19 protein-coding genes are annotated in these 22,684 nt (G+C 52.6%); 6 read left to right on the top strand and 13 right to left on the bottom strand.

Annotated features, from left to right (window positions below):
* Positions 1–11 precede the first annotated feature (11 nt).
* The 11 genes from DFP95_RS19210 to DFP95_RS19260 all read right to left on the bottom strand — a co-directional run bounded on the left by DFP95_RS19210 (position 12) and on the right by DFP95_RS19260 (position 15,368).
* Positions 12–1,532, bottom strand: coding sequence for an ATP-binding cassette domain-containing protein (locus DFP95_RS19210; RefSeq protein ID WP_115994305.1), 1,521 nt, complete (start codon positions 1,530–1,532; stop codon positions 12–14).
* A 197-nt stretch (positions 1,533–1,729) separates the two neighbouring features.
* Positions 1,730–2,839 carry a sugar ABC transporter substrate-binding protein gene (locus DFP95_RS19215; RefSeq protein WP_115994306.1) on the bottom strand — a complete coding sequence of 370 codons (1,110 nt, stop codon included), beginning with the start codon at positions 2,837–2,839 and terminating at the stop codon, positions 1,730–1,732.
* A 670-nt stretch (positions 2,840–3,509) separates the two neighbouring features.
* Entirely contained in the window at positions 3,510–4,628 is a 1,119-nt protein-coding gene (gene xylF, locus DFP95_RS19220) for a D-xylose ABC transporter substrate-binding protein (protein WP_115994307.1), read from the bottom strand.
* A complete protein-coding gene (locus DFP95_RS19225; RefSeq protein ID WP_115994308.1) occupies positions 4,625–6,175 on the bottom strand; it encodes a response regulator in 1,551 nt (516 codons plus the stop codon). The genes xylF and DFP95_RS19225 overlap by 4 nt, the downstream gene beginning before the upstream one ends.
* On the bottom strand, positions 6,150–7,616 hold the full coding sequence (locus DFP95_RS19230) for a sensor histidine kinase (RefSeq protein ID WP_115994309.1): 1,467 nt from the start codon (positions 7,614–7,616) through the stop codon (positions 6,150–6,152). The genes DFP95_RS19225 and DFP95_RS19230 overlap by 26 nt, the downstream gene beginning before the upstream one ends.
* Positions 7,613–8,593 (bottom strand): sugar ABC transporter substrate-binding protein, encoded by a 981-nt coding sequence (locus DFP95_RS19235; RefSeq protein WP_115994310.1) that lies wholly within the window; start codon positions 8,591–8,593, stop codon positions 7,613–7,615. The genes DFP95_RS19230 and DFP95_RS19235 overlap by 4 nt, the downstream gene beginning before the upstream one ends.
* A 157-nt stretch (positions 8,594–8,750) precedes the next feature.
* Positions 8,751–9,656 carry an ABC transporter ATP-binding protein gene (locus DFP95_RS19240; RefSeq protein ID WP_115994311.1) on the bottom strand — a complete coding sequence of 302 codons (906 nt, stop codon included), beginning with the start codon at positions 9,654–9,656 and terminating at the stop codon, positions 8,751–8,753.
* Between the two features lie 3 nt (positions 9,657–9,659).
* On the bottom strand, positions 9,660–12,536 hold the full coding sequence (locus DFP95_RS19245) for an ABC transporter permease (RefSeq protein ID WP_115994312.1): 2,877 nt from the start codon (positions 12,534–12,536) through the stop codon (positions 9,660–9,662).
* Positions 12,537–12,576: 40 nt separating this feature from the next.
* Positions 12,577–13,599, bottom strand: a complete 1,023-nt coding sequence (locus DFP95_RS19250) for an efflux RND transporter periplasmic adaptor subunit (RefSeq protein ID WP_181907518.1) — start codon at positions 13,597–13,599, stop codon at positions 12,577–12,579.
* On the bottom strand, positions 13,583–14,311 hold the full coding sequence (locus DFP95_RS19255; protein WP_115994314.1) for an ABC transporter ATP-binding protein: 729 nt from the start codon (positions 14,309–14,311) through the stop codon (positions 13,583–13,585). The genes DFP95_RS19250 and DFP95_RS19255 overlap by 17 nt, the downstream gene beginning before the upstream one ends.
* A gap of 22 nt (positions 14,312–14,333) precedes the next feature.
* Positions 14,334–15,368, bottom strand: coding sequence for a LacI family DNA-binding transcriptional regulator (locus DFP95_RS19260; RefSeq protein WP_115994315.1), 1,035 nt, complete (start codon positions 15,366–15,368; stop codon positions 14,334–14,336).
* A gap of 358 nt (positions 15,369–15,726) precedes the next feature.
* Between DFP95_RS19260 and DFP95_RS19265 the strand changes: the two genes are divergently transcribed.
* The 3 genes from DFP95_RS19265 to nagA are packed head-to-tail and all read left to right on the top strand — an operon-like array spanning position 15,727 to position 18,493.
* On the top strand, positions 15,727–16,596 hold the full coding sequence (locus tag DFP95_RS19265; RefSeq protein WP_115994316.1) for a MurR/RpiR family transcriptional regulator: 870 nt from the start codon (positions 15,727–15,729) through the stop codon (positions 16,594–16,596).
* Positions 16,593–17,321 carry a glucosamine-6-phosphate deaminase gene (nagB, locus tag DFP95_RS19270; RefSeq protein WP_115994317.1) on the top strand — a complete coding sequence of 243 codons (729 nt, stop codon included), beginning with the start codon at positions 16,593–16,595 and terminating at the stop codon, positions 17,319–17,321. The genes DFP95_RS19265 and nagB overlap by 4 nt, the downstream gene beginning before the upstream one ends.
* Positions 17,318–18,493, top strand: a complete 1,176-nt coding sequence (gene nagA / locus DFP95_RS19275) for an N-acetylglucosamine-6-phosphate deacetylase (RefSeq protein WP_115994318.1) — start codon at positions 17,318–17,320, stop codon at positions 18,491–18,493. The genes nagB and nagA overlap by 4 nt, the downstream gene beginning before the upstream one ends.
* 138 nt (positions 18,494–18,631) lie before the next feature.
* Here nagA and DFP95_RS19280 read toward each other — a convergent pair whose 3' ends face one another.
* Positions 18,632–19,726 (bottom strand): ParM/StbA family protein, encoded by a 1,095-nt coding sequence (locus DFP95_RS19280; protein WP_115994319.1) that lies wholly within the window; start codon positions 19,724–19,726, stop codon positions 18,632–18,634.
* A gap of 178 nt (positions 19,727–19,904) precedes the next feature.
* Here DFP95_RS19280 and DFP95_RS19285 point away from each other — a divergent pair, with 178 nt between their 5' ends.
* From DFP95_RS19285 to DFP95_RS19295, 3 genes are all read left to right on the top strand, one after another.
* The gene (locus tag DFP95_RS19285; protein ID WP_115994320.1) at positions 19,905–20,924 is read left to right on the top strand and encodes a M23 family metallopeptidase; all 1,020 of its coding nucleotides are present in this window, start codon (positions 19,905–19,907) and stop codon (positions 20,922–20,924) included.
* Positions 20,925–20,926: 2 nt separating this feature from the next.
* The gene (locus DFP95_RS19290; protein ID WP_115994321.1) at positions 20,927–21,382 is read left to right on the top strand and encodes a bactofilin family protein; all 456 of its coding nucleotides are present in this window, start codon (positions 20,927–20,929) and stop codon (positions 21,380–21,382) included.
* A gap of 66 nt (positions 21,383–21,448) precedes the next feature.
* Entirely contained in the window at positions 21,449–22,306 is an 858-nt protein-coding gene (locus tag DFP95_RS19295; RefSeq protein ID WP_115994322.1) for a hypothetical protein, read from the top strand.
* Between the two features lie 79 nt (positions 22,307–22,385).
* On the opposite strand, the gene DFP95_RS19300 is transcribed toward DFP95_RS19295, so the two are convergent.
* Positions 22,386–22,646: a DUF1294 domain-containing protein gene (locus tag DFP95_RS19300; protein ID WP_115994323.1), complete on the bottom strand. Its 261-nt coding sequence runs from the start codon at positions 22,644–22,646 to the stop codon at positions 22,386–22,388.
* Between the last annotated feature and the right edge of the window lie 38 nt (positions 22,647–22,684).

A 22,684-nucleotide genomic window follows, 5' to 3' on the forward strand; every position in this document is an offset into this window, starting at 1 on the left:
AGGTGTTCCTCCTATTGCGTTGCGTATTGCATGATTTTCTCCTGATCGGCCTCGTCTATCGACAATTCGCCTTTGATTCTGCCCTCTGCCATGACATAGATGCGATCACTCATCCCCAGCACTTCCCCAAGCTCGGAAGAAATCATGATAATGCTCATGCCTTCATCGATCAGCTTGTTCATAATCGTGTAGATTTCGAACTTAGCTCCGACGTCGATACCGCGCGTCGGTTCATCCAAGATCAATAGCTTAGGACCGACGAAAAGCCACTTGCCCAACGACACTTTTTGCTGGTTGCCACCGCTCAGATTGCCGACGATCTGTTCTACGGACGGCGCCTTCACGTTTAAATTATTTTTGTATTGGTTAGCGACTTTGACTTCTTCGTTAACGTTGATTACCCCGCTTGAGGAAATCGCGCGAAGATTCGCGGCGGTAACGTTGCTCTTAATGTCTTGAATCAGGAATAATCCGTCGCCCTTCCGGTCTTCGGTTACGTAAGCAATACCTGCCTTGATCGCTTCGCTCGGATGCTTAATCGTTCTCGGGATACCGTCCAGCAATAATTCGCCCTGCAGTTTATAAGACTTCGGATTGCCGAAGATGCTTAACGCCAGCTCCGTGCGTCCGGAGCCCATTAAGCCGGCTATTCCGACGATTTCGCCTTTTTTAACGTGCAGATTAACTTCCTTCACGACTTGCCTGCCCAATTGGGGATCATGCGCGCTCCATTTTTTAACCTCGAGAATCGTTTTACCGATAGCTTTGTTAGCTCTCTTCGGATAAATATCGTCGATCTCCCGACCGACCATGTTCTTAATGATGATGCTTTCGGAAATTTCTCCTTTGGAAGCATCGAGCGTGCAGATGGTACGGCCGTCGCGGAGCACGGTGGCCTTATCGGCGATCGCGATGACTTCTTTCAGCTTGTGCGAAATCATAATGCAGGTGATGCCTTGATTTTTCAGCTCGCGGAGGAGCTCCAGCAGGTTCTCGCTATCGTTCTCGTTCAGCGCGGCCGTCGGCTCATCCAAAATAAGCAGCTTGACGTTCTTGCTTAACGCTTTGGCGATTTCGACGAGCTGCTGCTTGCCTACGCCCAATTCTTTAATCAACGTCTCGGGATTCACGTTCAGCTTTACCTTCTGCAGCATTTGCTTAGCTTGCACGATCGTCTGATTCCAATCGACTAACGCGCCGCGCTTCACTTCGTTACCCGCGAAAATATTTTCGTAGACCGTAAGATCGGGGAACAAAGCCAGCTCTTGGTAGATGATTGCGATTCCCGTTTTCACGCTGTCGCTGATCTTGCCGAAGTTCTGCACGCTTCCTTCGAAAACGATATCCCCCGAATAGGTGCCGTGCGGATAAACGCCGCTAAGCACCTTCATCAGCGTGGATTTACCTGCCCCGTTTTCGCCGATCAAGCAGTGAATCTCGCCTCGTTCTACCTTAAAAGTGACGTCGGATAGCGCTTTAACGCCCGTGAATTCTTTGGAAATTCGGTTCATCTCTAAAATATAATCGCTCATCGTCATGCACTCCTTAACCGAACAACTCGAGTAAAACGGTTGCGCCGCCTTTAGTCCGGCATCAAACATTTGTCGTGCTACCGGATGAGTAAATGGTTGAAAACTTCTTATACCCGATAGCTCTTGCGAATCAAGGAATAGTGATAGACGTATCTATCACTATTCCTTGGCTCATTGGGTTAATTGACCTCTTGTTCTTAGAGGCCCGTGAAATCGCTTGCCGCATAATAAGCGGAGTCTACCATCTCTTTTTTCACGTTTGCTTTGTCCACGACGATAACGTCCGTTTGTTTTGCTTTGACTTTGATCTCGCCATTGTCGTATTCGCCGGTCGTTTCCGGCGTATTGCCATCGAGAATAGTGACCGCCATGCCCATCGCGTCTTTGACGAGTGTACGCACGTCTTTGAACACCGTCATCGATTGTTTGCCGTCGATGATGTATTGAATGGAAGATTTATCCGCGTCTTGGCCCGTAACCGCGAAGCTAGTTACTGCTGTGTCGGTTGCGAATACGTCGGCGATCGAACGTGCGGTTCCGTCATTCGGCGCCAAGACTGCAACGTCGCCTTTCATGTCCGCCGCTGCCGCGGTCAAATGCGTTTGAGCTTTGTTTTTCGCTTCGTTGGGATCCCAGTTCGTGGTGACTTGACCGATGATTTTACTCATTTGGTCGCGGGACAACTCTTTCGAGTCTTTCACGGCTTCGGCTTCGCTGGAATTAGCGATTTTGAACGAGCCGTCGAGGATTTTAGGCTGAAGCACGCTCCAAGCGCCTTGGAAGAACAAGAATGCGTTATTATCGGTAGCTGCGCCGGCATAGAGGTACAACGGTTCGCCGGATCCTTTTGCATTGTCGACCAAGTATTGCGCTTGCGCTGCGCCTACGGCAACGCTATCGAACGTGACGTAATAATCGACGGCTTTGGTATTCGTAATCAGACGGTCGTAGGAAATGACTGTAATCCCTTCATCTTTCGCTTTCTCTACCGCTGCTCCGGCAGCACTGCCGTCAAAAGGACAGATGATAAGGACGTCAATGCCTTTGTTGATCAACGTTTCTACGTTTTCTTTTTCTTTGGCGGAAGAGCCTTGGCTGAACAAAATCTCGGTCGTATATTTCGAGCCGTCCAATACGTCTTTGAATCTTTGCTCGTCCTGTACCCATCTCTCCTCGTCCTTGGTCGGCAATACGATACCGATGCTGACTTCGCTGCTGCTGCCGCCGTCTTTGCTGCATGCCGCCGCGAACATCGCGAACATCATGATAACGAGTAGTAGCGACATTGATTTAAGGCCTTTTTTCATTTTTTATTTACCCCTCTCAAATATGTTTCGGGTGATGACAAATCCAACTATATCACCGGACATGCGTTATGAAAGCGCTATATTGTAGCACTCTTTTACGAGCGTCTAGACTTTTTTACACTTGGGGAGTTATTGGTTCGAAAATATCGAGTACGTAGCTCCGTGTCTTGCTTGCTTAAACCGGGTAATTCCCGCTACAGTTGGCGATTTACGGTTACTCGTTCAAACCGGGTAATTCTCCCCAAAGTTGGCGATTTGCTCGGAGTTACTCGTTCAAACCGGGTAATTCCCGCTACAGTTGGCGATTTGCTCGAAGTTACTCATCCAAACCGGGTAATTCCCTCCTCAGCTGACGATTTGCTCGGAGTTACTCGTCCAAACCGGGTAATTCCCTCCTCAGCTGACGATTTGCTCGGAGTTACTCGTTCAAACCGGGTAATTCTCCAAAGTTGGCGATTTACTCGGAGTTACTCGTTCAAATCGGGTAATTCTCCCCAAAGCTGGCGATTTGCTCGGAGTTACTCGTTCAAACCGGGTAATTCTCGTCGCTGCTGGCGAATTTGCGCTTCTCACCGTAGTCCGTAGCCCTATCGCTGTGGGTTCTCGATATTTGCAGTCGCAAACAAACAGGCCAACCGGGTTGAGCCCGGTTGGCCTGTTCCTCATCACCTTATTTATTCAGGACATTCTTATATACGTCCGCCCTGGAGTGAAAGCCGTCGGCGATGATCGTCTCGGCGATGTTGTGCTTGTCGACGGCGATCGGCGAGAGCAGGACCGAAGGAACCTCGATTTTCCCGTTGTTCACCTTCCGTACCGCCCCCGGACTCTCGCCCTTCGCAAGCTTCACCGCAAGCTCCGCCGCTTTCTCGGCCAACGCCTTGATCGGTTTATAGACGGTCATCGTCTGCGTGCCTTCGACGATCCGTTGCGCCGCCGCAAGCTCCGCGTCCTGCCCGGCGACCGGTATCCGGCCCGCGAGTCCCTGCGCCGACAAGGCTTGGATAACGCCGCCCGCCGTTCCGTCGTTCGCGGCTACGACCGCATCGATCCGGTTGTCGTTGGCTTCGAGCGCCGCTTCCATGTTAGCCAGCGCGTTGGCGGGGACCCAGTCTTTGGTCCATTGGTCGTATACGACCGTGATATCCCCCCTGTCGATCAACGGCTGAAGCACATTGAATACGCCTTTTTTGAATAGATGGGCGTTATTATCCGTATCCGCTCCTCCGATATACACAAACTTGCCAACCGGCACCAAGCTCGTGATCGCTTTCGCTTGCAGCTCCCCTACCTTCTCGTTGTCGAAGGAAACGTACAAATCGATATCGGCGTTCTTGATCAAGCGATCGTATGCGAGAACCTTAATGCCTGCCGAGTGTGCCTTCTTGACGATCGCCGCGATCGCCTCGGCGTTATGGGGAACGATGACGAGGATGTCGACGCCTTGGCTGATCAATGTTTCGACTTGCGAAATTTGCTTCGCGTCGTCTCCGTTTGCCTCCATGACTTCCACTTCCGCGCCCAACGCTTCCGCCGCCGCTCTGAATAGGTCTCTGTCTTTCTGCCACCGCTCCTCCTGAAGCGTATCCATGGAGAAACCGATCTTGATCTTGCCCCCGAGGGATGCGCTGCCGCCGCCGGCCTTCTCCCCGGACGAAGTCTTCGAAGGCATCGGCGGTTCCGAGGCATTTCCGCCGTTACGGGCTCCTTTTCCGTCGCAAGCCGAGACAACGCATATCAACGCTAGCGCGAGCACGGTCAACCTGGCCAACACAAAGCCCTGTTTCATTCGATTCGCTCCCTTTTCCCGAGCAGCGTTTTTCGGTACTCCGTCGGCGAGACATCGCACGTTTTTTTGAATACTTTGCTGAAATAATTCGGATCGCGATAGCCGACCTCGAACGTAATTTCCTTCAGGCTTTTGTCCGGATCCGCCATCAGCTTCTTCGCCTTCTCGATGCGGCATTCTGTCAGAAAATCGATATAGTTGACGCCAAGCTGCTCCTTGAACATTTTGCTGATATAGAACGGACTTAAGCCGACCCGCTTCCCGATCGCGTCAAGCGAAATATCCTCCTGGGAGTGCTCGACGATATATTGCTTGATCCGGTGAATCGTATCCGGCGCAAGCCGGTCGTAATACTCCGAGTACGACTGTTGCATCTTGTCGAGCAAATAACCCGATTCGGCGCGTAATTGCCGGTAATCCTGCGCTTGGAACGAATACAAGGGAGTATCCCTCTCGACGCCCATCTCGATCAATACGCGCGAAGCGATCCACAGCAGTTCCAGCATCCGTTGCTGCGCTTGCATAAGATCGGCGCCTTCGTTCTCGTAACGCCGAATGAAATCCATGATATTCGTACGTACCTGCTCCCACTGCCCCAGTCGGATTTGATCGAAAAACTGTTTTTCCAGCTGTTTGATCGGATATCCGTCCCTAGCGACGCCGAGCACGGGCGTATCCTCGTAAAATCGGTATTTAACCGGAAGCGACGGATCCATGGACGCGATGAGCGCCTCCTGGTAAGACTGTCGGATTTGATCCAGAGAACCGTAAGGCTTCCCGATTCCGACGAACCAACCCGAACCTGGAACAGATCCGGGAACGGATAATAACTCGCGGGCGATGGAAGTGGCTTGGGACCGGTAGGATTTGTCCGGCTCGCGGAACGCGATCACCGGAATTTGACGGCCGTATAGCGCGCCTACCCAGCCGCTTCCCGTTCGTCTGAACTTTTCCGTAACCGCCGAATACAAGCTTTCCGAGCCGGGAGGCATCAACACGATCATCGCGAACGTCTCGTTCGTCTTCCTTACTCCGAGCAAACCGACCAGTTCGTCCAGGTGAACTTCGTGCACGTGATCGAACAGCAGCTGCGTGACGACGTCCGTCTCGACGACCGGCAATACTTTCTGCAGCGCGTCCTGCTGAAGCCTCATCGCCTCGAGCGCCTTGCGCTCTTCCTCGATTTGATTCAATACTTTGCCGACCGTCGCTACGATCTCGCTTGCTTTGCTCGGCTTAAGCAAGTAGTCCTTCACGCCAAGCTTGATCGCCTTGCGCGCGTAATCGAACGTATCGTATGCCGTGACCATGACGAATTTAATGTCGGGATAGTCCGCGCCGATACGCTCGACGGCTTCCAATCCCGTCATCCCGGGCATCTTGATATCCATCAAAATCAGATCCGGAAGGAATTCTCCGGCCATCTGTACGGCGATTTTCCCGTTCTTCGCCTGTTCGACGACAAGCTCGGGAAAGCCCTTCAGCAATATGGCTTTCAAGCCTTCCCGCTCGATCTGTTCGTCATCCACGATCAGGAGCTTTATCATACTTCTCGTTTCCCCTTGTTTTCGGTATTTTCAGAATAACCTTCGTGCCGCGTCCTGACCCGCTCTCGATCTCGATCACGTCTTCCCGTCCGTAGAAAAGGCGAAGCCGCCTGACGACGTTGCTGAACCCGATCCCGGTCGAATGGCCTTCCGTTTCCACGACGTGCTCCTCCAAGATTTGCTTGATCTTGAGCTCGGTCATGCCCGGGCCATCGTCTTCGATCTCGATCGTCACTCGATCGTCGCCGTCACGAATGGAGAACCAGATCGCTCCGCCGTCCTCCTCGGGCTCGACCGCATGGATGACAGCGTTCTCAACGATCGGCTGCAGCGTTAGGCCCGGAATCTGGACATATAAACAAGTCTCGTCTATATTCGCGTGAAATTCCAAGCGGTCGGTGAATCGCGCTTTTTGGATTTCCATGTATTGCTTCAACACCTTGACTTCATCGTACAAGGTAACGGACCTATCCAATCGCTTCAAGCTGTACCGGAGCAAGCCCGCGACGCTCGCGAGCAGATCGCTCGTCTCCTCCGAGCCTTCCAAGTATGCCTTCTTGGACAGCGTATCGAGCGTATTGAACAGAAAGTGCGGATTGATCTGGCTTTGCAGGCTGCGAAGCTGGCTTTCCTGCAGCAAGAGCTTGTTCTGTTGAAGCTCGTTCTCGAGCTGCGCCTTCTGTTGGATTTCCGATATCAAGTTATTGATATTGATGCGCATGCGATCGAACATCTTGGCGAGAAAAGAAATTTCGTCGTTAGAAGCCACCTCGATTTGCAAGTCGAACCTGCCTCGGGATAATTCCTTGGCCGCCTGCGTCAGCTTAAGCACGGGTCTCGTAATGCTTAGAGAGAACCAATAAGTAAATAACAGCAATAATAACGTGATCAGCAGCAGCATCCACACCCCTAGCTTATTCAGCTCGGAGGACTGCTCGATGATGCCGCGATAGAAGCGGTCGTAAGTTTTCAGCTCCGTATCGAGCAAAGTGAGCGTCATGTCGGATATGTACTTGGAGATCCGGGTTGCCTCCGAGAAAGCTTTCGCCGAATCCTCGGTTTCTTTCTCCGATTGGAACATCAGCGACCGATCCGTCGTTTCGACGAGGCTGTCGATCAAGTTCATGTAATTCGTCAAAGCGAAATCGTTATCCGAGTTTCTCAGGACCAGTACTTCGACTCTCGCCTTCCTGATTTGTTGTTTGCTTCGGTCCAGCAAATCCAAATTCGCTTGCGATGGAGATTGCAAATAATTGTTCAACGCCGTGATCGTCTGCTGGCTCGCGTTCGTCACTTCGTTCATGCGCAAGTAACGCTGCAAAATATCGTTGTACTGGGTTTGCGTTTTCTGATTGTAATACGTAAGCGTAGTCCAAATCGCTACCATGATGAACAAGACGACTGCGGCCAACGTCCATATTTTCCGCTGAATGCTACTCATGTCGCGTCCGTCGCCTTCAGCATCCGGATATCCGTGAGATAACCTTCCGTATCAAGGGGAACCGTCTTGCCGCTTAACCATTCGATCATAAGACTCACGCTGATCCTTCCCATCGTCTCGGGGGATTGCTCTATCATCCCATCGAGCTTGCCTTGCTTCAGCAGCTCCAACGTTTCGTGGCTGTCATCGAACGAATAAATATCGTAAGGCTCGACGCGGGATCGCCTGCCGATTTCCTGGATCATTGCCTCGGCATTATTGGCGTTGACGGCGATAAAAGCATCTACGTCCGGCATCCGGTTCATCAGATTCTGAGTCGTCGCGACGACATCTTCCCGCGTGTCGGGAGTTTCCGAGTATTCCGTCCGAACGTTCGGATAATTTTTCAGAACGTCCTGGATCCCGTTTAACCGTTGCTGCTGATAGTATTCCCGTCGACTGTCCGCCAAAAGGATAACGGTTCCTTCCCGTCCCATATCGGTCAGCAATTGATTGGCGATCATCCGACCCGCCAAGAACTGATCGGAGCCTACGTAAGTTCTTCTTAAGCTATCCGCCATGGGCACGTCGTTGGCCACCGTTATGATGGGAATGCCGTAGAACGCGGCTTTGATTTTCGTCAAGCTTTTGAATTCTTCCGTGTCCAGCCCCTGAACGATGATACCGTCGACTTTGGAATCGATGGCGATTTCGATTTTTTTCAAGAAATCTTCTTGGTTTTTGTCGTAGCTGCCCCAGACTTCGAGGCTTGCCCCGTCCTTCTCCGCCTGACCGCGAGCGCCGCTTCCGACCTTGTTCCAGAACGGCGTTTCCAGCTCCTGCGTGATTAGAACAAGCCGATATTGTTTCGCCTGCGCCTGGGTCGATGTCCTAGGAATTTCCCAGTCGGAACGAAACACTTTGTCGGCTGACGCGAACGTAAAATAAAAAAGGACCGCGCATAGGAAGCCAAGCAAAAGGATGACCGTTTTTCGCAAAATAATGATCTCCGTTTCTCATTTAAGCTAAGTCCATCATTAAGTTCATCATATCATCCGGTTGGGGATGTTCAAATACATACGGATTATAGCAGGAAATCCAATATCAAGATACGAAAAGGGCCGCGCGGCTCGATGTCCGGGCGACCCTTGCTTCTTATGAGGCCTCCTCCGGGGAAACCTCGGCTTCCGGAGAGGTCAAGACGATCTTGCCCTCGACAAGCTCGAGCTTTACCTTGTTCGAGTCCTTCACGCCGATGGATTCCAAATACGACGCCGGCACCTGCAGCCGTCCCGCTTTGTCGAGAATCGCGTACTCGACGTGGGAGTCTTCCTCCGACTGCGCGATTCCTCGCTCTAACTCGGCTAGCTCTTCCGCGTAAGACTTGCGGCGCAGCATTTCCGAAGAAATCTTGCCGTCGCGTATGGCGACGACGCGATCCACCTTCTTGGCGAGCAACGGGTCGTGCGTAACGATAACGATGGTGATTCCGATCGTCCGGTTAAGCTCGCGGAACAGATCCAGAATCTGATCGGCCATCCGGGAATCGACCGAGCCGGTTGGTTCATCCGCTAATAGCAGCTTCGGATGGTTGGCTAGGGCGATCGCGATCGCGACCCGCTGCTGCTCTCCCCCGGATAGCTGATGAAGCTTGTTGTTCTTCCTATGCGTGAGGCCTACCGACTCAAGCAGCTCCAACGCGCGAAGCCTTTTGCGTTTGCCCTTGAGCAATATCGGAAGCTCCACGTTCTCGAGTGCGGTTAGATAAGGGATCAGGTTCCGCGCGTTGTTCTGCCAGACGAATCCGACGCTTTCCCTCTTGTACCGGACGAGATCGCGCTCGTTCATCTTCAGCATGTTCTTGCCGTCGATCTCGAGCGTGCCCGCCGACGGCCGATCCAAGCCTCCGAGCATATTGAGCAACGTCGACTTGCCGCTTCCGCTATTGCCGATGATAGCCATCAGTTCTCCGGATTCGATCGTCAGATCCAATCCCTGCAAAGCGAAAACTTCCAAATCGGCAGCCTTGTAGATTTTGACCAAACCTTCGCAATGGATCATCGTTTAGTCCTCCCCTAGCTTCAGCGCTTGGTGAACGCGGATACGGGAGAGCATGTAAGACAGTATGCCGAGCCCGAGTAACAGCATGATGCAGACGATTGAATAGAGACGGATAAAATCCGACATCTCGAACATGACCTTAAACGGAGGAACGAGGCTGCTAGGGTTGAAGGCGATCTGGAAGTTGGGAACGAACAGCCTGCTCGCAATATTGCCGACCATGACGCCGATCAGAATCGCGACGCCGGAAGTGAGTAGCTGTTCTAGCGCGAGCATTCCTATCAGTTGTCTTAGCGACAAGCCGATCGCTCGCATGATGCCGTTCTGCAGCGTCCGTCCTTTCAGCGACAATATCCAGTAGAGCAAAAACCCGACGAAGCTGACCACGATGGAAATGATGAACCCTAGCGTCAATATCCCGTTCAATGCCAGCAGGAACGGATCGTTCTTCGCCCTCGTAAGCTCTTCCTTCGTATTCACGACGTTGGTCAGAGGAAGCTCCAACTTCTCGATGCTTTCGTAGAATGCCGGCGTGGAGGCTCCGGGTTTCATTTTCACCCACACCTCGTAAGGCTCGAGCGCTAGCTGGAACTGTATGCGGCTCAAATTGCCTACGATCAGCATCGGCGCGTTGGCTTTGGCGTCTTCTTCGGACGCGTCGATCGAGCCTACCGGCGGATTCGGATTAAAGGTCGGAAAGTAATCGATGATGCCGAAAATGACGAATGCTTGGGCGCTAATGTTTTCCCAGCCTACGTTAAGGGTATCCCCGGTCTTCAATCCCCGTTGCTCCGCCAGCGTTCGTGAGATCAGCACGGCACGGGAATCCGCCGCGAGAAGATTCAAATAATCGTAGAACGGATAATCGAGCAGCTGATCCGGAAACCAAGAGGTTCTTCCGAACTCGTCGCTGTCGATTCCGATTAGCGTAGCGGTGCCTTGGCTTTCTCCAGACTGGAACGTGGCCTTCTCTTTAGTAAATACTTTCGCCGCCGATTCCACTCCTGCGAGTTCTAAATACGGATCGAACGAAGGCTCCAAATAGTGGATGACCTTAGGTACGGGCGTAGCCGATGCCGCGGGCGGCGCTCCCGGTGCAGGCGGAGGAGGCGCGTCGTTCTGCCACTGAGCCTGGAGCACGAAGTCGGCTCCGTTCCCGTACCGGATCCGGTCTTCGGTATTGGTGTTGATCGTCCGCGCGGCACCCGCGCTGAACACTCCGATCGCGATGGTCATGATCAGGAACACCATCAGGAACTGATACTGACTGTTCGAGCGTCCGACTTGGATCAGCGTCGCGTATAAGGACGGCGGCCACCATCTTCGTCCGATCCAATAGACGAGCTTAAGCACGTATGGATACAGCCTTAGCAGCAACAAACCCGCTCCTACCACGAACAATGCCGGCATAACGAACTGCAAGGGGTCGATATTCAGATCGTCCGTGTTCAAACCCAGGCTCTTCAAATCCTTCAACCGGTTCTGAAACGTATACAACCCGTATATGGATACGGCCAATGCCGCCACGTCCAGAAAAGCCTTGTGCCAGAACGGCATCTTCTGCATCCGCGCAAGCTGCTGCTTGTGACCGACGATCGATACCCGAGTCGCCATAACGACCGGAATAAGCATCATTACGAACGATACGACGGCCGCTATTCCTCCGTAGAGGAATGCCTTGTCGTTCAGATGCACGACCATGCGGGTTCTTTGCACGAATTCCAGAAATCCGTTGGAAGCCCCCAACAGCTTCGTAAGTCCCATCCCGATGAACGGACCGACGATCCAAGCGATTCCGCAGAGCAGCAAGCCTTCCAGCGCGAAGGAAAGGACGATCTGCCACCTTGAAGCGCCCCTGCTTCGCAAAATGGCGATCTCGTTTTTCTGCCGGTCGACGATCAGGTTGGATACCATGAACATATAGAAGCCAAGCATGATCAATACGGGAACGTTCAACGACCACATTAGCTTGTTCAGTTGCTTGGAGCGTTCGAAATACTTCGTGATCGTCGCCAGCGCCGGCGTATTGAATTCGCTCTGGAAAGTCACGACCTTCTTCTTGACTTCAGCTCTTATCGCCAAATCTGTCGTCAGGAATTGATTCACGTTCGATAGCTCCATCTTGGTATAGTCCAAGACGAAAAACCAACCTCCCGCCGTAACCGGTACCTTGTTCCCCTTGATGAATTCTTGCGTGAACATCCCTTCGTCCATGACGAAGACGGAATTCATGTCGCTTAAGCTGGCATTGCGAAAATACGGATCGTCATCCTGCTTCTTCGAGAATATGCCGACCGGCTTTATTTTCACGGTTCCCAGTATCTTGTCGTCCTTTAGCGTAACGACCTTATCCAGCACGAGCTTGAAATTGCCCAACGCTTGTTCCGTTAAAATGACTTCATAGATGCCGTCGACGGGTTGCTTAGCCGCCATTCTTCCGTCTTCCAGAACGATATGTCGCTCGAAATCATTGTACGAACGAATCGTGGCGGAGAGTCTGCTTTTCTTCGAATCCTCTTCGCCTTCGGGGATGAGCAGAACGGACTTCGTCCGACGTTCCCGCACGAGCTCCGTCACCGGTATGCCAAAGCCCGGACCGGCCTTATTGGCCATGTAATCGTCCATTTCGGCTATGAGCTTCGCTTTCCGATCGCTCGTTTCGTTATAGAAGCCCATCAACGACCAATGAGAACCCGGGTATACTCCCTTATCGGTTTGGAAGGTTTCCAAATCCTTGACCAGCATGCGGGTCAATATCGCCTCGGAATAAATAGGCATCGTCCCAACGAGCGCAACGGTCATCAATATACCGAAAAACATGCTGGAAACGAGCCATTTATTTTGAACCATTTTACGAATAATCATGACGAATAAGGCCACGACGAAGCCTCCCTAACTCCAGGAATGCGAATGATGGTTACTATTGTTGAACGATGATCTGGCCTTCCGTCAGCCCTGTAACGATCTCGACCTCCGTGGATCCCGTTAGCCCCGGCTCTACGTCGATCTCCCGCAAACGCTTGCCTTCTTCCAGAACCCGCACGAAATTCCGGCCTAAATAGGAACGCAACCCGCTCCGCGGTATCTTCAACACGTCGTCCCGTTGCTGCGTTATGATCTTGACGTCGGCTACCGTACCGATCTCCGCCCCTTTGGGGATGCTCGGAAGCTGAATGTACAATGTCTTCGCGTATTTCTCCGCCAAATCTTCGTTCAACGTATCCGGAGAAGAGGACGGCGTCTGCACGACCTTCCCGACGACCTTCTCGTCCTTCACGGAAATATCCGCGTTCGCGCCCACGTCCACTTCCCGAATCTCGGTCGGGTTTTCCACGCGTAAAGCGATTCTTAGCTGAGTCGGATCGGCTACGATAACCAGCGTCTGATAAGCCTCCACGAAGTCGCCCTCCTCCAGCGATTCCGCGAACACCACCTGTCCATCGATGCCGGCGACCAACTGCTTGCTATCGAACTGCTTGGAAAGCCTATCGTATTTGATCTGTTCGATCTCGAGCTGCAGCCCCGCGATATTCAGCGCTTGTTCGTCCCCGTCGCGGGCTTGGCGGAAAGCGTACTTCGCCTTCTCTAGCGCCAGCTGCTGTTCCTTTAATTGGAGATCGAGACCGTCCAGAATTAACTGCACGAGCACGTCTCCTTTCTTGACCTGATCGCCGGATTGAACTAGAATCTTGTCGATGCGTCCGCCTTGCCCCGTGAATTGGGAAATATCCGTATGGATGGATTCGAAGCTGCCGCTTCCCGATATGGCTTTGACTATGGAGCCTTTCACCACTTCTACGGTCGAATAATTTTCTTCCGCCGGCTTCACGAGCGGCGGCTTCAGCGCTTCTTCTTCTCTAGGAAGCAGCGAACACCCCGCCAACGCGCTACCGAGCGCAATCGCGATCCCAAGAGCTACGACTTTGTTAATTGTGCGAGACAATTTGTCCATCCTCCAGTTCGTAAACTTCGTCGACGATTTCCATTATGGCCGGATCGTGCGTGGTAAGCGCGATCGTGATGCCGCTCTGCTCTACCAAATCTCTGAATACCTTAATGATGTGCAAGCCGGTCCTGCTATCCAATTCCGCGGTCGGTTCGTCCGCCAAGATGAGTTTAGGCTTATGGGCGATCGCTCGGGCGATGGCCGTGCGCTGCTGCTCCCCTCCCGACATCTCGAAAGGACGGTGATGCATTCGCGGCTTCAGCCCGACGTGATCGAGCGCTTGAATGGCGGCGGCTTTCCGTTCGTGGGAAGGAACTCCGGCGATTCTAAGCACGAACTCGACGTTCTCGTAAGCGGACATCAGAGGAATAAGGGCAAACGACTGAAAAATAAGTCCCATCTCCTTGCGACGAACCGCATCCCTGTCCTTATTGGACATCGTCGTCAGATTACGCCCATCGAAGGTGATCGTGCCTTCCGTCGGTCTATCCAATGCGCTTAATAAATTGATCAGCGTCGTTTTCCCCGAGCCCGATCTGCCTTTGAAGGCAACCAGCTTGCCCGCGGGGAGGTGAATATCCACCCCTTTCAGTACGGTAACCGCACCCGAGCCTCTGCCGAAAACCCGTTTAATGCCATTCGCGCGGATGATCTCTTTCGTCTCAGCCCCCGCATCCGTGCTAATCGAGTAATTGCCCGATACCGTCATCTCGCTCGTAATCTCCTTTCTTCTAAACGACCAGCCTAGCAATCGATTGACGTTCGACAAGCTCCGGCGAGATCGCTTCCCTTCTTCCCGCATTGCCTTCTAGTAACTCTATGAGCAACTGAACCGCCCGGGAGCTGGTCGCTTCGCGCGAATGCCTGACGGTTGTTAACGGAGGCGAAGTGTACGCGGTGAAAATATCTCCGTCATATCCCACGATAGAGAGCTGCCCCGGTACGGAAATGCCATGCTTGGTCAACGCCATGATCGCTCCCATTGCCATCAAGTCGTTCGCGCAGAATAGCGCCGTCATATCCGGATTGGAATTAACCAACTCTATCGCCGATCTCGAACCGCTAGAACCCGAAAAGTCTCCCGGCGCCACCAACGATGGCTTGTGCTCAATACCGGAATCCCTTAGCGCTTCGCAAAACCCGGCATAACGTTCCTTACAGATCCGGAGATGGGCGGGCCCGTTCAAATAGCCGATGACGCGATGGCCCTCGCTCAACAGCTTTGCTCCCGCCATCCTGCCGCCTTCGCGGTCATCCGAGATGACCGAGGAGCAATGATGCCCGACGACGTCCTCGAAATTCACGCAGGGAACTTGGAGATCCAACGCTTCCCGCATGATCGGATGCGACTCCGAGAACGCCGGAAACACGATGCATCCTTCCAAGCTGCGGGAACTCATGCATTCGGTTAATCGGTTGCTCGGATAATTCAAGAAGGGGACGGAAAAAAAGAGCGCATCCTTGCCGTACCGTTGCAATTCCATCTGCAAAGGCGAAAACATGTCCACGAACCCCGAGCTAGCCTCGAATTCGAATTGAGGGATGAACACCCCTATCATATTGCTGCCTTTGCCTACTAGCTGTTTAGCCCCGAGATGCGGGACGTACCCCATCGCCTTGGCTGTTTCCTGAACCCGTTGTCGAGTTGCAGGATTCACGCCGTATACCCCGTTCAATGCCCGCGATACCGTGCTGACCGATAAATTAAGCGTCTTGGCGACAGCCTTGATACCGCCCTCAGCTACGGAGATTTTGATGTCGTTCATAACCGATCACAACGGAAGATAGCGGGCATCGCAACCGTTCTCCTCTCCTTTTTGCAAACGTTTGCAATAACTTATTTCAATATAGTCCGGGAGTAAATATCTGTCAATTGAATAATAAACTCCCCATAAAATTGCACATACTTTCCGTAGGAACCCTAGGGTTCCCCCGTATTTTGCACCGATTAGAAGCTTCCGTAGCGACTTCGGGCGACGCCAAACTATTATCGCAGACAGGTTGTTTATATCCGTTGCAAGTTAAAAATCGATGCTGTAGAATGAAGGTATATCGTGAAAATAATTTTCTTTATATCTATAATAATAAGAAAATAATTTTCTAAACAAAGGATGTCAGCTAGCTATGAGCATTCTGAACGCGATCCAAGAAAAAATGGACAATCTGCATCTAAAGGAACGGGCGCTGGCCGAGTTTTTACTCCAGCATCCCCAGCAAGCCGTGCAGATGACGATTACCGAGCTTGCCGCCCGATCGGGTAGCAGCACGGCGACGATATCCCGCTTCTGCAAATCGTTTCATTCGCAGAATTTTCCGGACTTCAAACAGAAGCTAGCTACCGAGCTCGTCCAGCAAACGAATGCTCCCAACCGATATCAAGACATCGTTGCCGGCTACCCGCTGCACGATATCGTATCCGCCATCACCGTGAACCATCTGCGTTCGTTGACGGACACGACCCAAGTGCTGGACTTGAATCAGCTTCGGCTTGCGATCGACGCGTTGCATCATGCTTCCCGCATCGATCTGTACGGATCCGCGACGTCCGGCATCGTAGCCCAGGATTTCTTTCATAAGCTAATCCGCATCGGCAAAGCGGCGGCAGCGTTCTCCGATCCCCATCTCCAGCTGACCTCGGCCGCTTCGTTAACACCTAAAGACGTTGCCGTCGGCATCTCCTATTCGGGAGAAACCCCGGAAACGATAAACGCCCTTCGCAGCGCGGCGGAGCAAGGAGCCACGACGCTTTCCATCAGCCGTTTCGGTGCTAACTCCCTTGCGGAGACAGCATCCATCCGACTCTTCACTTCTTCCTCGGAGGTCGGCATGAGGCGAGGCGACATGGCTTCTCGAATGGCGCAGCTGCATGTTGTCGACATTCTGTTCATCGGGCTTGTCAGCGAGCATTTCGAGCTCTACGTTCCGCGTCTGGAAAGATCCTATCAAACGGTCAGACAACATACATCGCGCATGGAGGAGAGTAAAACAAAATGAATATTCTTACATTCGATAGCGACGACAAATTAAACGAAGCGGCGGCCAACATCATCATCGGCCAGATTCAGACTACGCCGCGAGCAGTGCTAGGCTTAGCGACGGGAGGTACTCCGGTCGGCATCTACAAGGAAATCGTGCGCGAATTCGACCGCGGCATGTTCAGCTTCCGCAACGTGACGACCTTTAACCTCGACGAATACGTAAATCTTCCGATCGATCATCCGGAAAGCTATCACTCCTATATGAACGGTCATTTGTTCGCCCATATCGACCTGCCCTCTTCGCAATGCCATATCCCGGATGGGAATGCCGCTGACGTTGCCGCCGAGTGCCAAAGATATGACGAATCCATAGAACTCTCCGGTCAAATCGACCTGCAGCTTCTCGGGCTGGGACATAACGGTCATATCGGCTTTAACGAGCCTGCCCATGCCTTGATCAAGGGCACCCACGTCGTAGATCTGGCGGAAGAAACACTTGAAGCGAACGCGAGATTCTTCGACTCGGTCGACGATGTGCCCAAGCAAGCTTTGACGATGGGCGTAGGTACGATTCTCAAAGCCAAAAAAATTCTCCTCGTGGTGAAAGGCGCGGACAAAGCCGCCATCGTGAAGCGTGCGCTGCAAGGCCCGATTACGACGGATTGCCCCGCTTCCCTGCTGCAGACGCATCCGAACCTGATCGTCTTACTGGATCTGGCGGCCGCGGGTGAACTCGCATGAGCAATGGGTCGAACGGATCGTATCGTATCGTCAACGCGAAAATCGTCACTCCTACCGGCACCATCGATAAGGGCTCGCTAAGCGTTACAGATGGAATCATTACCTCGATAGGCACCGAGGATAACCCCATCTCTTCGCCTGCCGAAACGATCGACGCGCATGGCAATTGGGTCATCCCCGGGTTCGTCGACGTCCATGTCCACGGCGGAGCCGGCCATGACTTCATGGATGCCGACGAAGACGGCATCGCAGCCATCGCCAAGTTCCATGCGGTGCACGGCACGACGAGTTTGCTGGCGACGACGTTAACAGCATCGCGCGAGGATCTAACGGGCATACTGGAACTCGTCAGCATCTACAAGTCCAAACCGATGCCCTATGCCCGCATCGTCGGCGTCCACTTGGAAGGCCCTTTCGTTAACGTCAAGTGGAAGGGCGCCCAGAATCCGGAATACATCGTTCCGCCGCGCGTCGAATGGTTGGACGAGTGGGTAGCCCGCTTTCCGGGTCTCATTAAGATCCAGACGCTAGCGCCGGAGTCCGAAGGCGCGCTTGAATATATCGACAAGCTAGCTCTTAACGGTATCGTTCCGAGCTGCGGTCATACCGATGCGACTTACGATCAAATCATCGCGGCCGCGGATCACGGATTGCGCCATGCCGTCCATACCTTTAACGCGATGAAGCCTCTGCATCACCGCGAGCCGGGCACGGTCGGAGCCGTCTTGACGGACGATCGCATTATGGCGGAAGTAATCGCGGACGGCCATCATGTCCATCCTGCCGCCATTAAGCTAATCACGCGGGCCAAAGGAACGAGTAACGTCATTCTCGTCACCGACGCGATGTCCGCGGCGGGAATGCCCGACGGAGACTATGAACTGGGAGGACTCCCCGTTCGCATGTCTTGCGGCGTAGCCCGGTTGAAAGAAGCGGACAGCCTTGCGGGAAGCACGCTTACGATGATCAGCGCCGTCCGCTACTTAGTCCGCGAAGTCGGCGTCTCCTTGGAAGACGCGAGCCGCATGGCCAGCGGGAATCCGGCGCGACAGCTCGGAATGGATGGCGTTACGGGATCGCTCGAGGTCGGCAAAGCGGCCGATTTCCTGCTCCTGGATTCTTCCCTCGAAATTTCGGGTACCTGGATCGGCGGAACGAAGCTACTCGCTTGAATCTGGGCTATCGTTAGCTTTATTGTTCTTTAACTCGATGAGAATAATGTATTTTTGATTCCCCTGCATAACTAAATAAGGCTGGATTCCAGGTCGCGACCTGGAATCCAGCCTTATTTCGTTGCTTGTATTACTGCATCATACCGCTTCGGATTGCGACGTTTTATTTTTAGCCAGCTTGAGGTAGCCGTACACGTTCTGCAGCTCGCTGTCCTCGACGAAACGAAGTCTCATGTTTTCCGCCGCGTCCAAGATGTAAGGCTTCAACGCCGCCGCTCCGCCGCCAAGCACGTAGAAGCATTGAATATCCGGGTACTTCTTCCAACGCTTGCGAATCAGATCGACGATCTTCTGCGCGGCGCGGTTGAAGTAATTTTCCACGATCGGCCGAATATCGGCTTGTCCTTCGCCAACCCGTTGAATGATGAACTCGTGCTTGCGAATACGTTGAACGAGCTTCGTCCGGCTCGGGAATCGATAACCGTACTGGTCTTCGACTTCGCGAATGATCGAATCCAGATACGATGCGAGACCTAATTGCTCGCCCGTGCTGAACTGGTTGTCGATGCTCATCCGCTTGACGACGGGGAAGTCCGTCGTTAAGGCGCCCATCTCGCAAATGCCGATGCATCCGTAATACAGCTCTTCGTCCCTAACCTGCAAATTCTCGTGGGTCGCCATATGAAACAACGCGGCTGCGCCCTCGATGGAGACGATCGCCCTCCGAACGTTAACGCGGACCGTGCGGCCGCGAAGCTTCGGCGTGGATAAGAAAGTCACTTCGTGCTCGCCGACTAGACGCTCCTCGAATGATTGATGAAACCGCGAGTAGGTGCGTACCGGCAAGCCCGTCCCGATCACGTATTCGACTTGATCGATCGTTTGACCGGGCTGGAGTGAATGCGCCACGCTCGTCACGCTTGCATATGCGAGCGCCGTCAATGCCACGATCAGCGATTGATCGCTTGTCGCCTTGTTGTCGGTTTCCTCGAGCTCCGCGTTGTCCGGATCTTCCGAAGCGAGCAAGCCTACGAAATAGCGTTGGCTCTTCTTCTTCAGCTTAGGGCTGTAGACCATAACGTCGAGCGCCTTCAGAGGGGAGTCTTCTTCTTGAAGAACGTGTCTCTCATAACCCGGCGATACGATGTTTGGTATAATAACGGGTTCGTTCGAACCGCTCACCACTAGTTTTACGCTATCGTTTCCGATATCTATTCCTGCTAATTTAATCATTATGAACCTCCCGGGCTCCAAGCTCATCCGTTTACTTTTATATTGGATTCGCCCTATTGCGACAAAATCCTCCTTTTCCACTATTGATTCTTTCTATTTTTTTAAGTAAAAAAGGAATATACGACAAATAGGTCGAAGTAATTTGGGATGACGATGTAGAAAAAGCAGGAGGAAAGTCATGAAATGGCGACATAAGAAATTTACCTTCATGGTGATCCCGGATGCGAACAACTCGGTGATGCGTTTTCAACTATCAGCGGTCATTCTCGTAATCGGATTGATCATGACCGTAGCTATCCTTGCGGCAAGCATTACGGCATTCTTGTTGTACCGCGGGAACTCCGGCGAGATCGGGGAGCTCAAGCAGCAATTATCGTCCGCTACGGGCGATTATGAAGAGATCATCGATCATAAAGACGAGCATATCGATGAGCTTCAAACCGACCTGACCGACCTCTCCGAGCAAGCCAAGAAAATCAATATACGGATGCAGGACATCAAGGGCTTGGAATCGCAACTCAAGGAAATGGTAGGCATCGAAACCGGAGATTCCGTTAAAACCAAAGCGGACGGCGAAACGACTTCCGCGGATACCCCGAACGAGGACGAGCAGTTCTCCATGGACGGCGGAACGGGAGGCGAAGAACTTCCGGTAACTCCCGAGGAAATGGGCTTGCTCATCGAGCGAACCCGCAACGACTTCCTCTCCCTTACGGAGCAAATCGAGCACATGAAGCCCGAGCTTGAGCAAACCAAAGTGGCCGTAGTCAAACAGCAGAAGCTGCTTGCGGTAACCCCTACGATATGGCCGACGGATTCCAGGAGAATAACCTCCACTTTCGGGATTCGCAAGGACCCGTTCACTCACAGGGCAACCTATCATGCCGGCCTTGATATCGGCGGCGTTACGGGAGATCCGATTTACGCGGCGGCGGACGGAACCGTCATCGATGCGGGACGCAGCGATTCCCATGGCAACAACGTGCTTATCTCGCACGCCAACGGATTGAGAACTCACTACTCTCATATGAGCAAAATTCTAACCCGGATAGGAACGAAAGTAAGGAAAGGCGATATTATAGGCGAGCTCGGCTCTACCGGTAGAAGCACCGGTCCTCACCTCCACTATGAAGTCATGATTAACGGCGAGCATGTAGACCCAAGACCTTATCTTAAAGCAACCAGAAGGAGCAATTAATCATGTTCAAAAATAAAAAGGCAAAGATCGACCTCAATATGACCGATACGTTAATCGGCGAGGGGACCTCCTTCGAAGGTAAAATAAAATCGGAAGCCGGCATTCGAGTCGAAGGACAGATGGTAGGCGATATCGAATGCGCAGGCGACATTACGGTCGGCGAGAACGGAATCGCGCGTTCCCATATTAAAGCGCGCAACGTTGTCGTCGCCGGCCAAGTCGTGGGTGACGTGGCCGCTTCGGGAAAATTGACGATCAAGTCGACCGGACAGTTGCGCGGCAACCTCTCCGCGCTCGAGCTCTCTATTGAATCCGGCGGCATATTCCAAGGATCGAGCCGTATGGACTTTAAGGATTCTCCAGTGGAGCTCGAAGAAAAACCTCAGGTGAAAGAGCCTGAAATCAGCATTCCGATCGTTTCCGAGGGCGATGCGGTATCCGTTCTCAAAACCTGGTAGTTTGCGTGCTCTTCCGTACTTCGTGTATGATTCATATGTAGGCTGACGAACGGAAGATTGACTGGAGTGAGCGAATTGGAAGAGTTGAAGAAGGCATACGAAACTTTAGGCTTGCCGGAAGACGCGACCCGGGAGCAAGTTGAAAACCGCTACTTCATTTTGATGAAAAGAGCGCGTTCCGAACAATCGCGCACCGACGCCGTCAATGAGGGAAGCGATACGACCGATCTTACCGAAATCAATCGCGCGTACAATCTCGTGCTCGGCATCGAGTCGGAGAAAACGGGAACGATCGAGAAGCAAACGAAGTTCGCCCACTTCGCGTATTATTATAAGTTTCACGTCATCATAGGAATTATCGTCGTCCTGATCGCGGGTTATATGATCAAAGAAGGAATCGACAAGAGACGGGAAGCCGCCAATACCCCTCCCGCGAACTTATCCGTGAGCGTATTCGGCAATTTTTATTTCGTGGAAGAAGAACCGATGAGCCAGAACATGTTAAAGCTGATGCCGGAATGGCAACGTATCGTCACGAAGCTCGTGTTCGTTCCGCCGGAGATCAAAAGCCAACAAGATATGGCCATGCAGCAGAAAAGCGTCCTTATGCTTATGACCGAGAAGACCGAGCTTTACATTACGGACGAGAAAAACTTCGAGAGCCTTGCTTTCCAAGGCGCGTTCGTCGACTTGGACGAATTCATCCAAAAGACGGGATTGCAAATCCCCGAAGACAAGATCCGCATGATGAAGTCCCAGGACGATACGGAAGAACGCCCATACGGAATCGACATTGCGGGCAATCCGATCTTCGATGGGATCGAATTATCAGGCGAGCATCCGATCATCGCCATTCGCGCCGAAGAAGAAAAATGGAACGATACGCGCCTATTCCTGGAGAAGCTCATTCAAACGACTCCTTAAACACATTTAAACGGCAAACGGATGCTTCGAGGTTAACTCCCTCTAGCATCCGTTTTTTCTATATCCCGACTAACTTTTCTTAGGTCAACAGCCAGATCGCGAGCGCCGTCTGAACGATTAGAATCGCCGGCATTCCGATCGAGAACGAGGCATGCTTCGTCTTATGCCGCCAAACCCTCATCGCGACGATTCCGCCGATCGAACCTCCGATTGCCGCCAAGAGCAACAAATTTTTCTCCGGCACCCTTCTGCCGCGTTTCTTGGCTTGCGATTTATCATGCGCCATCGTAAACAAAGCGAGCAGATTAACGATGATTAGGTATGCGATGATCAACTTCAACTCATGATTCCCCTTTGCTGACTTCCCCTGCGACATCC

Source organism: Cohnella lupini, assembly GCF_003386205.1.
Taxonomy (GTDB): domain Bacteria; phylum Bacillota; class Bacilli; order Paenibacillales; family Paenibacillaceae; genus Cohnella; species Cohnella lupini.